Genomic DNA, 14,018 nt, shown 5'->3' with positions numbered 1-14,018 from the left:
AACTGGACCGACGGGACCTACTGGGCCGACGGGGCCGACGGGACCTGGATGTAATTTCCTTGTTTATGCTACCAACGCAGGAGCCATTGATGACCCTTCAGATGATACAGTATCTGTAATTAACACCGGAACAAATACAGTTGTCGCTACAATTACTGTAGATAATGCACCTCTTGAAGTAACAGTTTCGCCAAATGGGACTCGTGCTTATGTTACTAATATTTTCTCTAATACCGTTTCCGTTATTGATACTGCTACAAATACAGTCATCGCTACCATTCCTGTTGGAAGTAATCCAATCGGTGTAGCTGTTTCGCCAAATAACACAACTGTTTATGTTGGAAATCATGGTAATAATACTGTTTCTGTTATTAATGCTGCTACAAATACAGTTGTTGATACTATTTCTGTCGGTAACGCTCCACAAGGGATCACTGTTTCTCCGAATGGGGCCTTTGCATATGTTGCAAATGAATTAAGTAACACAATTTCTGTTATTAATACTGCTCTCAATACAGTTAGTGCTACCATTCCTGTCGGCATTCGTCCAAGGATAATCGTCTTCACACTAGACGGGACTCGTGCTTATGTCACAAATCAAAACAGCAATACTGTTTCTGTTATTAACACCGCTACCAATTCCGTTATTGATACCATTAGCGTAGGTACCGAACCTGTTGGTATAGCTATTACACCGGACGGAGCTCGTATTTACGTTGTAAATAAAGTAAGTAATAATGTATCTGTAATAAGTACGTTGACAAACACCGTCATCGATACCATTCCGGTTGCACTATCACCAGACCAAGTGACTATCATACCAGATGGCACTCGCGCCTATGTTACAAACCAAGCTAGTAATACTGTTTCTGTCATCAATACTGCTACAAATACGGTTATTGATACGGTCCCAGTAGGTGTTGCTCCAACTGGTATAGCAACTGGATTTATTTGCGAATAATATAAAGAACAGAGAGACACTAATCATATTTCTCTGTTCTTCCATTAATTCCAATCATATCCGAGCAGTTAGCTTTTGCTAGCTGCTTTTTTTACAAATAATAATTAATTTATCCAAGAGCATTTCAAAATATTTTCGTATGATATGGTGTATTCCTTTCTTTTGAGTGAATGATCTCGTCATGAGAGCACTTTATTAAGTGCTCTTTTCGTGTTTCAAATACATAAAAAATAAAATTTTTATATTAATCTTAATTACACATTTAATTGAATATTAATTCATCAGATACGAATCATTTCTTATAAGGGCACTCTGTACTTGCGCCCTTATATAAATACTCAAATTTATTCCCCCGCATATTTTTATAAATTGTATACAGTTCCATATGGAATTGTTGAAACAGAAATTCCGTATGGTGTAATATGATGCATTGGATAATAATACTCCATAGATGAATAGTACGGTTGTATGCCTTGCTGTATTTGTTGCATTTGCTGCTGTGCTTGTAACGCTTGTTGAACAGCTTGAATTGTACTTTGTGCTCCGCTATACGTAATACCCGCCGTACCATACGGACGCATTCTATCTCGAGTATCAAAATATGAATAAAACATTAGTATTCAACTCCCTTCCATATAAGTTATTACAAAGTATATTATGAGTATTAATTTCAGTGAGTGTTAAAAACTAGTCCACTAGCTTTTATTCAAATAGCGTTTTTGTTCAACTGCCTTCTTTTAATCCCCACGCCTTATCAAAATATAATCTTATATATCTTTCAACTTATTATGATGCAAGTGTCTACACTAAATTGTTAGACAAGCATAAAATAAATTGAGTCTAATAATAAAGGAAAAATAAATATGCAAAACCGTTACATGCTTACAGTCAAACTCACCTCATTTAACGGGACAACGCTGACTGGCATTACTATAGAAGGATTCACGTTGACAGCGAACGTCACGTTAAGAACAACCTATCATCAAGCAATTCTCAATCGCTTTCCCCATCAGGACCCAGTTCGTCCCCTAGTCGTGAACTATAACGTAGCCGTCGAGTCTGGCAGAAGATCTGCTATCTTGAATGCCGTGACGCAACTCACGAATGCTGGGGTAAGCGCGCAGGTCCGTCTGGATTCCTGCAACAATACCGTGGCATCCTTCCGTCCCGTTCCCTCAATAATATAAGTCAGATACCCGTCACAATAGGATAACGACTGTGACGGGTACGAAGCTGTTCGAGTGAATAGCTTCGTACCCATCCCATTTCCCTTCACTCCTTGAATATTTTTTCAAAACCAATACATACTATTCTCAAGCCGCCGTACCCACGGCTAATACTTCTTTCTTTTTTTACAGCAGAAGCAGGTAGATACGTCACTTATCTGCTTTCTCTGTATATTTTTTTAAATATCGAAAAGACTACCTACAAGCTGTTTGAACTAGCAGCTTCACTCTTCTTGTAATGGGAAAGCAATTTATCACAATTAGCTAACTCATTCGACTCACTGGCAGACAATCAAAATTGTTGTCTGCTTTTTGTATGGAATTTTTCATTTTGCATATACTACTTTTGAGCCTGTTTACCAATGCAAACCATTTTGGTGTTTTGAATTCCGACTAAGCTTTTTTGTTGCATAGATTATTACATCTTTGACAACACTGGTTAAAAGCACGTTTTCTGGTTATTCGTAGTTCTAGTCCAGAATAATTTTTCTCCTATAAAGGACAGTAGGTACGACTGCTCGTCCTTTTTTACTTATATCGCATACTCTCCCTTTTGACAGCTATGGACCACATTGCCCTCTTCATCGAAGTAAGCAATTTCCCAATAAGGGTGGCAGTTGTACGCTTCTATTTCCCCATCGAACAAAACGAAAAAATTAGTCTTCCATTTTCCAACAATCGTACCCCACTTGCCAGCTACATTTACTCGCATACCCATGTAAGCAAAATGTAGATTTCGGTGGTTCTCCATTTTCTTGAAAGCTTTTTCCGCGCTGTACATCTGCTTGATGTCAAAAACACCTTCGTTCTCGCACTTTACAAACTTCATGAATTCTGTCATCGGCATTTGATATCTCTTTAACTTTAAGAGTATATCCTCATGTCTTACCCAATATGCAAGAAGATGCAGCGAAAACATTCGCGAAGAGTATATTTTGATATGTATTTACAAAATGTTTGCAAACACATATCGAAATGCTCAAAAGTATTGATTTAAAGGCATCTATAGCTCATTGAAATAAAACATTACATATAAACTCATATAATTTTAGTGCACCTTTTTTGAGATTGGAATATATTTTGTAAAATACGCCCCCACTAGCAACAATACTATTGAGACTAGCCAAGTAAAAATACCGCCAAAATGAAGCCAATATGCAAACAAATTTAAGATTGCAATTAAAAAGCAACAAATAGAAGTTAATGAACTTTTTAATCCTTTTATCCCTGCTTTTTTTCTTTTTTGATAAGTTATATACATCGAAACGACTAAAAAAAAGATAAAAACAATTGCTAACATAACTTGTAGCAAAGTCAATCCCTCCTATCTATTTCCACCCCTTGATTTTACCATTTTATTCCTTTTTAATCTTTAGGAATCCATTCATTTTTGTCTTCTCTCCAAAAATCAGTATATTTACTATTTTTAAAGTTCACATTCACCTCAGAAAACGGAAGGCTCTCTCCAACTTTCAATGAGTACCACTCGTTCAAAAGTGGCGACCCGAAGCAAATATTCAATGTACGATCCTTTAAATCAAATATTACAGAATGCAAAGTCCCGAACCACTCTTCATAATTATGTACTGTTAGCCCTTTTGGATATTCACATTCTACCAAACTTTTTAAAGAATCTTTGCTAATTTGTTCACCTTGATTTAAATAGTCTTGTAATATTTGATATCTCTTAGTAGACTGTTCTAGCCTTCTATTATTTAACTTTTTAATGGATGAACTAACCGCATGATTCGTAGATACAATAAAAGCATGATTATTATCTTCAATTGTTGTTATGGATTTATGCCCGTCAAATATTTCAATATGTGCTGCATTTAAAGGATCAGCTACAATAATATTAATATTACTTGCAATTGGCATTTCGTCTATTAGTGACTTAGCCTCCTGTACATTTTTGCATTTCTCCAATAATACTCGAATTACCGCAAAACATTGTAAACCACTTACCATTGGCTTTCTTAAACCTTCAATATTCCCTACTGGTTGCCCACATGCTGAAAATGTAACAGATAATCCATGCTCGTTAACTCCTTCTGTTCGGCCAAAATATTGAGTAGAAAAGCCACTATGTGTATACGCACCTTCAACATGCGTCGAGCAAAAACGCATATCATCTATTTTTGGTGATAAATCATAATTTCTTAATACATACGTATGCTCTGAATCCGTCTTTTGTGGTAATACTGCACAATGACTACAACCTGCCTTTAATAGCGTTTGATAATAATACATCATATTTCTAGACGGAATTTTTAACACTTCGCAAAACCCTTCAATTTCTTCATTAATTCCTGAACAATATTGATTTAATACATTTCTAGATTCTGTCCAGTGGTTATCTGATATAAAATTTTCTTGCTGTATAAATTGTGGAATGAGATACGGATGTTTCTTTACGAATTCTCCTTGTCGCTTACCAATTTCATAATAATTTCCTTTTAGTGACGAAAAATACCCCTTTATTTGATACACCTTAAATTCCCCCTCACATTGTATATATCCATATCATACCGAAATCCTTTTGTTCATTCTTGATGTTTTCCGCTCTTTTCCACTTACATTAACAATCCTTTTTTCTTTTCAATCAGGTCAGTTAATAACTATTTGATACCTACTCAAAACATTGTTAAAATTACTATAAGAACAAACGGTCGGAAAATTATTAGGATGAGTACAGTATTTCGGAACTAGTTAAAATAATATCAAATGGAATAAACTCTACATTGAACCTGTTTATTGGCGTTCAACTGATTATGAAAATGCGAAAACTTGTATTTCAAACGGATGCAAATGGCCATATTGTTCAGTTAATGAAAGAATATTTTTTAATCATCCATTTATTATGTTAAGAGAGGAAAGTACTTATGAGTAAAAGCAAACCCGTTGACGAATTAACCATTGAAGACTTAAAACAAAACCCAATATGGGAATGGGCAATAGATGAAGAGGAATACGAAGAGTGCGATGAAACGTGGGTAAAACCAGTTGAAACTATAAATTTCACAGAAGAATTAAACGGTTCAATAGTACTGGGCGAATTAATAATACATAATGATGAGAAATTCCCTATGATGTGTAGTATTGATATTGAAAATAACGCGGTCTTAATTAGTTCCGTTGTTTTTTATAACAAAAAAGAAAATGAGTATATTGCTATAGAAGATGTAGTAAAAAAGGTTGAGATGCCAATCTCAATTAATATTTATCTCACAATTAATGGAGAGCCTAGATTTTTAAAATTCTCTGCAAATAAAATTGATATCTATAAAAACACTATAAAAACTAACTTAGATTAAATTAAATTCAAATTGAAGATAGGAGAATACTCATTAAGTAAAAAATGGGAAACCATTATAATTAACGGTTTCCCATATATTCTCCTATTTTCAATGTTTATATAAATTTATACTAAATAATCCCCTTTTCCACCAATGTCTCTGCAATTTGAACTGAGTTCCAAGCCGCACCTTTTAATAAATTATCAGAAACAATCCAAAGATGGAATCCTTTTGGCATATCCGGATCTTTGCGTATTCTACCTACAAATGTATCTCTTTTACCCTCTGCATATAGTGGCGTTGGATAAATTTGTTCACTAGGATTATCTTGTAAAATAACACCTGGTGCATTCAGTAGTACTTCTTTAATTTCTGCAACGGTAGCTTCTTTTTCAAGTTCAATATAAACCGATTCAGAATGCCCCGATACAACTGGAACTCTAACGCAAGTAGCTGCCATTTTCAGATTTGGATCTTCTAAAATTTTCTTCGTCTCTTGAATCATCTTTACTTCTTCGAATGTGAAATCGTTGTCTGTAAATATATCCACTTGCGGCAATACATTAAATGCAATTGGATAATGTTTTTTATCTTTTTTCGCTGGTAATATAGTACTCTTCACTTCTTCACCTGTAAGCATTGACTTAGCCTGTTCTTTTAATTCATGAATCGCATGAATTCCTGAACCTGATACGGCTTGATACGTTGAAACAATAATTCGTTCTAAACCAAATGATTTTCGAATTGGCTGAAGTGCTGTTACCATCTGTAGTGCTGAGCAATTCGGAACTGCAATGATCCCTTTATGTTTCCTTAAAGTATGCGCATTTACTTCTGGAACGACGAGTGGTACATCGTGTGCCATTCTGTATTCACTTGTGTTGTCAATTACGATTGCACCACTAGAAACTGCATGATTTACATATTGTCTAGAAACTTCTCCTCCAGCACTAAAAAATGCAATGTCTACACCTTCAAAACTAGTTGATTTTGCCTCTTGTATTTTAATCTCCTTCCTTTAAATTTTCCTGCCTTACCAGCAGATCGTTTTGACGAGAGTAATGTAATTTCTTCTATATTAAATTTCGTTTCTCTATCTAACAATGCAATAATTTTTTGTCCTACTGCACCTGTAGCCCCAACTACAGCTACATGGTAGCTCTTTTCACTCATTTTTTCTCCTCCAATTTCACTTGAATAAATTTCTCCACAACTTAATTTTAAAAGAAATTTAATGATTTGAAAAATTGAAATACATGATATAATCATTCACAAATCATGATAATAAAAGGGGTATCACTTATGGAAATGAGACATGTTAAAACATTTTGTGCCATTGTTAAATATGGCAACTTTTCTAAAGCTGCTCATGCATTAGGTTATGCGCAATCTACTGTGACAGCTCATATTAAATCATTAGAGAGCGATTTAAACATTCCTCTATTCGATCGATTAGGAAAAAAAATACTTCTTACAAAAGCAGGTCATCAATTTCATCCGTACGCATTAGAATTACTTACTATTTATGATAAAGCGCAAGAAATCCCTCAAAACAGTGACCATTTAGAAGGAACATTGACTATTACATCTAATGAATCATTGGCAGTGTATCGGTTACCACAATTATTACGTACTTACAAACAGGAAAATCCGAAAGTAAATATCGTACTTGAGACAAATACCAATGAGCAAGCATTGAAAAAACTACATGAAGGAGAAACCGATGTTATCTTCATAATTGGAGAAAGTATAGAGCATAATGATTTTATTACGTGTAATTTATGTAATGAAACATTTGGATGGATTTTCCCTGCTCATTTCCCTTCAAACACTGATCCACTCTTTTTATTACAAAATACTCAATTTATATTTACTGAACAAAGCTGCGGCTATAGACCAATGGTAGATCGTTTTTTACGTCAAAGTGGGAATATTCCCGCTAAAACATTCGAAACTTCCAATGTTGAAGTCATTAAACAATCTGTGATGTGTGAGTTAGGAATTTCCATTCTCCCTTACATCGTTGTACAGGAAAGTTGTCAAAAAGAGCAACTCTGTTTTCAGCCCATCGAAACTCCAACAGTCATTCAAAGCCATGTAATCTATCATAAATCTAGATGGATATCACCCGTTTTACAATCGTTTCTTACACTATTAAAAAAGACAAAAATATAATAGAGATAGTATTTAACTTATATAGTCATTTTCTTTTTATTAGACGTTTTCTTTTCTTTAACTAAAGCATATACGATTGGAAGAACTAGTAAACTAGCAATTGCACACATAATTCCTAAAGAAGAAAACGGCAATCCATTACTTACTGCAAGTGAAGCTGCTCCAGAAGCAATAGTCATCCCAATATACATGGCAGAACTATTTAATGCCATCACAGTCCCTCGCACAGCTGGTTTTAATTCTGAAATTAAAGCCGTTAATGATGCTTGGCCAAATCCAATAAATAAACTCCAAATTATATGTACAGTAATTGCAATTGCTAGATTTTCTATAGAAAGCGAGAATATCATTACACTAATTGAGGCTACAATACTGGCAATGGAAACAACATTCCTCTTTCCTACTTTATCAGCTAACTTTCCACCAAAAATATTTCCAGCCACACTACCAATTCCCGCCAGAAAGATGACAATACCTATCTCGCCAACAGAAAGTCCAAAGTTATTTCCATAATAAACACCTATGTATGAAAACATTCCGTGTAATCCAATTGTCCATAGGAAAGTTGCTAATAATGCAAATAAAACTGATACATTTACTAAAACCATTTTTAACGATGCAATCAACGTCTTCGTTATAGAAACACGCACCTCATCTCTCGGTTTTTCATTTTCTAATAGCTGATTAACTAGTAATGTAATAAATAAAGTTAATAGTCCTATACTATAAAATGTCCACTGCCAATTTCCTACTTCAGATAAAAATGCTCCTATAGGTACTCCGATGACTGTCGAACCTACCATTGCTCCCATAATCGTTCCCATTGCTTTTCCCCTTGACTCATATGTAACTTTATCTCCTACTAATGCAAATATACTTGGCATGATCATTGCACCGGATAAACCTGTTAGACCACGAAATAATAAAAGCATTTCAAAATTCCTAGCTATTCCGGTACAAAATGTAGAAATGGAGAAAATAACAAACCCCATTATGATCATACGTTTCCTTCCAACTCTATCAGACATTGGTCCGAATAAAGGTGCAGTTATTCCATAACAAAGTGCATAAATAGTAATTAAAAGTCCTCCACTCCCATCAGGCATACTGATTGTTTCTGTAATAGCTGGTAATAAAGGGGCCACAAGTAATGAATCTAGCCCAACAAAAAAAGCTACAATTGCCAAAATACGTATCATCGACTTTACCTCCATATAAAACTCCCCTTTTATTTCATATATGAAATAACTCTTTATAATTATCCCCCTTCTTTTTTTATTGCACTAGTTTTTACTTCATATATGAAGTATTTATATAAATAAAAATGTAACAAAGCGTTACATTTTTATTATATTTAACTCAAATGCCTCTTCCACTTTAATAATAAAGCGTCTAAATGCTCTTCTTCTTCTTTCGTAAAACAACCACAGTTCTCTTTTAAAAAATCACTATATTGCACATCTACTTGCTTTTTTGCTTCTTCACCTTTTTTAGTTAAATAAACGAGCGTTTCACGTTGGTCATTGGGGTTCTTCTCTGTCATAACGTAACCATCACGCTTCATCCGTTGAATCATTGTTGTCATATTACTTGGAACACATCCCATGTTTTCAATTAATTTTGACATGGATACTTTCCCAGATTTTGCGAGTACTTGAATTACTCCGAATTGAACATAGCTTATATCATATTGTTCAATTGCTTTATCTAAATTTCTTTGGAGTAAATGATAAACATCACGAATATTTCCGTAAAGCTCTCTGTTATTCATATGTATATTTAAGCCCCTCTAATTTATTTCATATATGAATCATATTCCCATTTATTTCTTGTGTCAATAAAAAACACCTTTGCATTTATACCAACAAAGGTGTTTCAAAATCAATATGTATATTATTTATTAGCTTGTACCTCACCTGCAATTAATTTACTACCTGAATATGTACCTTTTTGTATAAAAACTTGATTAATTAATTCTTTTTGTTCCTTTTCTGACATTACTCCTTTCCCTTCTCCTAAATTCCCACTTTGTAATTTCCAAATCTTGTTGTGGTCCACATCAACCTTTTCATATTTTCCTTGTTTCCATCGTTCTAAAATATCCACATATGTACTTTTTTGTGCAACATCATTACTATTTATAATTTCAAGTAAACTTTCAATACGTTCTTGTGTAATAAAAATATAGCCCCATTTTTGATCAGCTTTTGTTTTTTGATGTGCCATTTCATGTAATGCTGTCTGTATGTTCTCATCTGTCCACTTAAAATTTTTATTAAAACCGCTATTCGGTAATGAATGATTGCCATTTTCCAAAAGCTTTGCATCTTCAGCTTTTACATTACTATCAGCTAGCACTTCTACTGCCGGAGCGGCTGGTGATGCCTTTTTCGCAGCTGGTTTACTATTATTCAGATAATACAGCATACCATATGTTACACCTACCCCGATTACTACCATCCCCGCGATAATCCCTAATACTTTAAATAGTGTTTTCATCTCGCCTATTTCCTCCCACATAGTCCTTTTCATAATTTCTATCTATCAAAAACAAATGTAGCATCTCTTTTTTCGCAGCTTGCTGCGATTCATTTTTCCATACTAATTAACATAACTATAACTATTACTTTCCAGAAATGTAGCAACTCCATCCTCATCATTACTTTTGGCAATAAATTTAGCGACAGATTTTAATTCTTCAACAGCATTGCTCATCGCTACGCCAATCCCACACTTCTCTATCATTTCCATATCATTGTAGTCATCTCCAAATGCAATTACTTCTGATACGTCTCGATTTAAGTGCTGTAGAACATGCTGAATGCTATTCCATTTTGAAACATCCGTATGCATAATTTGACACAATGTTCCGTTATCTGTAATGACTGCTTTACACTCATCAGGCAATTCCTTAGTGAACTCCTTATTTATTGAGCCATTAGTACAAACGATTAATTTAGAAGCTTTTTCAAAGTTTAACTTTCTTATATCCATGACTTCACACGGTACATCACCAAAATAATCAGTAACATCAAAATTTGAGTACAGCTTATCATTTATTTCAAGACAAATCTGATGAAGATTATACTTTTTTGCTATTTCTATGATTTCTAAAATATCATTACCTTTAAGAACTAAAGCTCCGTTATAACAAATGATAATCTCACTTTTTAACACGTTGGGAATATACTGTTTTATAGCCCTTGGAGGCCTTGCAGTAGCAAAAATCAATTCGTCTCCATTATTTTTACATTCCCTCAAAATATTAATAGATTTCTCTGAAATTGTTTTATCACTTCTTAATAAAGTCCCATCAAGATCTGAAATAATAATCTTTTTCATGCTTACATTTATTCTCCTTTCACAAATAATAACTCGAAACATTGATTATTTGTTGAATCGACTGAGCTTTTGCTGGTAGTTAATCTCTACCTACTTTTTGTCTCAATTCAATTTCAAGTCTCATTTTCATTTATTACATATTTTCTATTCCCTGAATCATATATGCATTTCCTTATATTGTATTTCTTTTCTTTATAAATTGAAAGATTATTCCGTTAAAAAGCACAGTCTTTTTCAAATGCTAACTCCACTCTAAGTATTTCGTTTTAAATTTATAAAAATATATGCTAGCCTAATATTTATAGTAGCTGCATAAATATGAGTTTATTGTATGATGGTTTAGCATCTTCAAACTTTGATGAAACTATCTACACCCTTAAAATGTATTCATTCTCTCACCATGAATAATTCTGTTTATAGTATCGATGTTTGTGATGAACGAACAGTTTATCCTTCTCAACTCTTTCTTCCTAAATATACAAATGCTCTTAAGAAAAATGAAACAGCAAACTTACAAATATTAAAAATAATATATAATACGAACTCACATATTCAATATGTATAAAAACAACGAGTACCTTATAAGGTACTCGTTGTTTTTTATGCACGATTCTCTTTTAACCACTTCGTAATAGCATCTAACCTCGAAACATCAAAACGTCTCTCTTCACACACATTTAAACTATTTAAACTTTTCACAATTTCTAATTCATTCGACTTTACACTTTTCGCTTCAATCAATTTACAGTATCCGTCCGTTATGGTATTTAAATTTTCATAATAACGCTGAAACGATTTTGATATATGTAAATGCTTTTCAAAGTTTCTTCTTCTTTTCGTCTCATCAGATTCTTTCCTTTTTCGAAGTTCTTCATCATTCGTGTACAAATAAAAATATTGATCCGGAAAACCAATTTCCATATTTATCATCTTTTCTTTATAAAAGTTTTCTATTAAAGATAATGGCTGATTAAATATATCAAAATGAAAACACCAATTATAACTAAGTGGCTGATAAATATCACCATCAAGTATTACAATTTCATATTGCTGTGATTTCTGCACTGCCATATTCCAGCGCTCCACTTGTTTTTCAAAATACCATGTTCTATGTTCATTTCTAGGTCTTTCAAATAAATCGTTAACTTCTGGAATAATAAATGCACCGTAATTTCTTTCTAATTCTCGACATGTTGTACTCTTACCAACTGCGCTCGCTCCCTCAAACGCTATAATCCCCATATTTTCTCCCTCTTTCATTAGCTAATATCTCTTTGTTTCGACTTTCGCCCCCACAACTGTTTCCATAAAACGATTGAAGCAATTGAAAGCATTATTGTTGTAATGATACTACCTTCAATACCAAATGAGCCTCCATGGAGCACTTCTGATCCATTTGTTACAGGTTTAAATAGTGGTGTTGAATATAACGTCATACCACTAACTGCAAAACCATAGATGTTATATTGCGCCCAATTCCAAATAGAATGCCACGCGCATATCCCCCAAAGACTACTGTCTTTTAATACGTAAAAAACTGCAAATACACCAACTAATATTATATTCGATATCGAAAGAATTGTAATACCTGGATTAAGTAAATGAAGAAAACCAAATAAAAAAGAAGTCACAACAATCCCAATCCATATACGGCTTCTAACAGAGAGAACTGGGAATAACCAACCTCGTACAACAATTTCTTCAGTTGCCCCTTGTATTAAAAATGCAACTAAAGACCCTACAATACTAAATATAGCTGTCATCGTAATTTCTTGCATTTGTAGTTTTACATTTCCTGTTAATACGAGTAAAATTACTGGTATCGAAATGAAAATAAACCCTATTAATGCACCCCTCAAATACTTTCTCATCCATTCCTCTTTCCAAAAACCAATAGATGAAAATGACCTTTTCTCTACAAATTTAATCCATAAAAACACAAAAAATATAGCCCCGCCAAACGTTAATATCATCTCAATATTGCTATAAATTGCCTTCATAAAGTTTATTTCTGTTTTCGGTAAAAACAGCATAAATAACATAAATAATTCACCTAAAGTCAAGAATATAATAGCAAGTATAACAGCGAAAACAGGATGAACTTTTCTTCTCCCTTCTTTTGCTGCTTCAATTATTTTAAATTTTTTATTTAGCAATATTCTATCCTCCTTATTATTGTGATCATCTGTATTCTTAAAATATATATATCGTTTCCCTTAAACATACTTTTTAATATAAATGATTTCTGTTTGGAATAAATTCAGATTAGGAATAATATATAAATAAAAGAGATGCCTTTGTGCTTTTTACCATTATCACCCAAATAATTTACTGGCATTACCAGCACTTGCTATTTCACACCATTTGTTGTAAGATAGTAATTAAGGTCAATTTAACAATATATTTTCTTTGCATATTATCAAGTATCAATCAGGACCATTTCGTACTCCTTATGGGTTTTTGATAATATGTGAACTTTTATTTTCATTCAAATAAGGCCGATCATATTGTAATCTTTTTAAATTTTAGGAGGCATTACCATGACATTAACAGGTAAAGTAAAATGGTTTAACAGCGAAAAAGGTTTCGGTTTCATCGAAGTTGCAGACGGTAGCGACGTATTCGTTCACTTCTCAGCTATCACTGGCGACGGCTTCAAATCTCTTGACGAAGGTCAAGAAGTTAGCTTCGAAGTTGAAGACGGTAACCGTGGACCTCAAGCTAAAAACGTTGTAAAGCTATAATTCAAACAATAAAAAGGTTGTTACCAGCTCGGTTAACAACCTTTTTAATATATAACTAAAAATTTTTACATAAAAGGAGTGGTTACATGTATCGCAATCGAAAGAACGATGTAGCAGAAGTACCACCAGAACAAACACCTGTTTGGGAATGTGAATCAGAGGATTGTTTAGGATGGATGAGAAAGAACTTTTCATTTGAAGAAGAGCCTAAATGCCCTTTATGTAAAAGTAGCATGAAAAGTGGAGAACGTTTATTACCTAAGTTAGGTTAATT

15 protein-coding genes and 2 pseudogenes are annotated in these 14,018 nt (G+C 33.5%); 6 read left to right on the top strand and 11 right to left on the bottom strand.

Annotated elements, in window-relative coordinates; translation table 11 throughout:
- Nucleotides 1-961 (top strand): YVTN family beta-propeller repeat protein (locus tag BAU27_RS16320; RefSeq protein ID WP_175546547.1); only part of this gene is annotated, 961 nt, incomplete at its 5' end.
- 362 nt (nucleotides 962-1,323) lie between these two features.
- On the opposite strand, the gene BAU27_RS16315 is transcribed toward BAU27_RS16320, so the two are convergent.
- The 4 genes from BAU27_RS16315 to BAU27_RS16295 form a co-directional block, all read right to left on the bottom strand.
- Nucleotides 1,324-1,575 carry a DUF3947 family protein gene (locus BAU27_RS16315; RefSeq protein ID WP_002136277.1) on the bottom strand — a complete coding sequence of 84 codons (252 nt, stop codon included), beginning with the start codon at nucleotides 1,573-1,575 and terminating at the stop codon, nucleotides 1,324-1,326.
- Nucleotides 1,576-2,719: 1,144 nt separating this feature from the next.
- Complete coding sequence (locus BAU27_RS16305; protein WP_071745605.1) at nucleotides 2,720-3,034, bottom strand: hypothetical protein; 315 nt, start codon at nucleotides 3,032-3,034, stop codon at nucleotides 2,720-2,722.
- 201 nt (nucleotides 3,035-3,235) lie between these two features.
- Nucleotides 3,236-3,499: a hypothetical protein gene (locus BAU27_RS16300; RefSeq protein WP_071745604.1), complete on the bottom strand. Its 264-nt coding sequence runs from the start codon at nucleotides 3,497-3,499 to the stop codon at nucleotides 3,236-3,238.
- A gap of 53 nt (nucleotides 3,500-3,552) precedes the next feature.
- Nucleotides 3,553-4,677, bottom strand: coding sequence for a C45 family autoproteolytic acyltransferase/hydrolase (locus BAU27_RS16295; protein ID WP_071771462.1), 1,125 nt, complete (start codon nucleotides 4,675-4,677; stop codon nucleotides 3,553-3,555).
- A 392-nt stretch (nucleotides 4,678-5,069) separates the two neighbouring features.
- Here BAU27_RS16295 and BAU27_RS16290 point away from each other — a divergent pair, with 392 nt between their 5' ends.
- Nucleotides 5,070-5,501, top strand: a complete 432-nt coding sequence (locus BAU27_RS16290) for a hypothetical protein (RefSeq protein WP_071771461.1) — start codon at nucleotides 5,070-5,072, stop codon at nucleotides 5,499-5,501.
- Between the two features lie 112 nt (nucleotides 5,502-5,613).
- Here the strand turns inward: BAU27_RS16290 and BAU27_RS16285 are convergent.
- Nucleotides 5,614-6,656, bottom strand: a pseudogene (locus BAU27_RS16285) (aspartate-semialdehyde dehydrogenase).
- A 129-nt stretch (nucleotides 6,657-6,785) separates the two neighbouring features.
- Here BAU27_RS16285 and BAU27_RS16280 point away from each other — a divergent pair.
- A complete protein-coding gene (locus BAU27_RS16280; RefSeq protein ID WP_071745600.1) occupies nucleotides 6,786-7,658 on the top strand; it encodes a LysR family transcriptional regulator in 873 nt (290 codons plus the stop codon).
- Nucleotides 7,659-7,675: 17 nt separating this feature from the next.
- On the opposite strand, the gene BAU27_RS16275 is transcribed toward BAU27_RS16280, so the two are convergent.
- The 4 genes from BAU27_RS16275 to BAU27_RS16260 all read right to left on the bottom strand — a co-directional run bounded on the left by BAU27_RS16275 (nucleotide 7,676) and on the right by BAU27_RS16260 (nucleotide 11,000).
- On the bottom strand, nucleotides 7,676-8,872 hold the full coding sequence (locus BAU27_RS16275; RefSeq protein ID WP_071771460.1) for an MFS transporter: 1,197 nt from the start codon (nucleotides 8,870-8,872) through the stop codon (nucleotides 7,676-7,678).
- Nucleotides 8,873-9,012: 140 nt separating this feature from the next.
- The gene (locus BAU27_RS16270) at nucleotides 9,013-9,429 is read right to left on the bottom strand and encodes a MarR family winged helix-turn-helix transcriptional regulator (RefSeq protein WP_071745598.1); all 417 of its coding nucleotides are present in this window, start codon (nucleotides 9,427-9,429) and stop codon (nucleotides 9,013-9,015) included.
- Nucleotides 9,430-9,551: 122 nt separating this feature from the next.
- A complete protein-coding gene (locus tag BAU27_RS16265; protein WP_071771459.1) occupies nucleotides 9,552-10,157 on the bottom strand; it encodes a PRK06770 family protein in 606 nt (201 codons plus the stop codon).
- 102 nt (nucleotides 10,158-10,259) lie between these two features.
- On the bottom strand, nucleotides 10,260-11,000 hold the full coding sequence (locus tag BAU27_RS16260; protein ID WP_071771458.1) for a Cof-type HAD-IIB family hydrolase: 741 nt from the start codon (nucleotides 10,998-11,000) through the stop codon (nucleotides 10,260-10,262).
- 358 nt (nucleotides 11,001-11,358) lie between these two features.
- Here BAU27_RS16260 and BAU27_RS32925 point away from each other — a divergent pair.
- Nucleotides 11,359-11,565: pseudogene (locus tag BAU27_RS32925) on the top strand (hypothetical protein); the annotation flags it as partial.
- Nucleotides 11,566-11,600: 35 nt separating this feature from the next.
- Here the strand turns inward: BAU27_RS32925 and BAU27_RS16250 are convergent.
- Both BAU27_RS16250 and BAU27_RS16245 read right to left on the bottom strand, forming a co-directional pair.
- Nucleotides 11,601-12,260 (bottom strand): DEAD/DEAH box helicase family protein, encoded by a 660-nt coding sequence (locus BAU27_RS16250; RefSeq protein WP_139254659.1) that lies wholly within the window; start codon nucleotides 12,258-12,260, stop codon nucleotides 11,601-11,603.
- Complete coding sequence (locus BAU27_RS16245) at nucleotides 12,260-13,156, bottom strand: CPBP family intramembrane glutamic endopeptidase (protein WP_071771457.1); 897 nt, start codon at nucleotides 13,154-13,156, stop codon at nucleotides 12,260-12,262. The genes BAU27_RS16250 and BAU27_RS16245 overlap by 1 nt, the downstream gene beginning before the upstream one ends.
- A 384-nt stretch (nucleotides 13,157-13,540) precedes the next feature.
- Here BAU27_RS16245 and cspD point away from each other — a divergent pair, with 384 nt between their 5' ends.
- Both cspD and BAU27_RS16235 read left to right on the top strand, forming a co-directional pair.
- On the top strand, nucleotides 13,541-13,744 hold the full coding sequence (cspD, locus tag BAU27_RS16240) for a cold-shock protein CspD (RefSeq protein ID WP_002012849.1): 204 nt from the start codon (nucleotides 13,541-13,543) through the stop codon (nucleotides 13,742-13,744).
- Between the two features lie 86 nt (nucleotides 13,745-13,830).
- Nucleotides 13,831-14,016 carry a cold-shock protein gene (locus BAU27_RS16235; RefSeq protein WP_000286203.1) on the top strand — a complete coding sequence of 62 codons (186 nt, stop codon included), beginning with the start codon at nucleotides 13,831-13,833 and terminating at the stop codon, nucleotides 14,014-14,016.
- Nucleotides 14,017-14,018: the final 2 nt, after the last annotated feature.

The organism is Bacillus sp. NH11B, assembly GCF_001884205.1.
In the GTDB taxonomy this organism is placed as follows: domain Bacteria; phylum Bacillota; class Bacilli; order Bacillales; family Bacillaceae_G; genus Bacillus_A; species Bacillus_A proteolyticus.
Note: the sequence above shows the minus strand (reverse complement) of the source record. Positions and strands in the feature narration are given on the sequence as shown.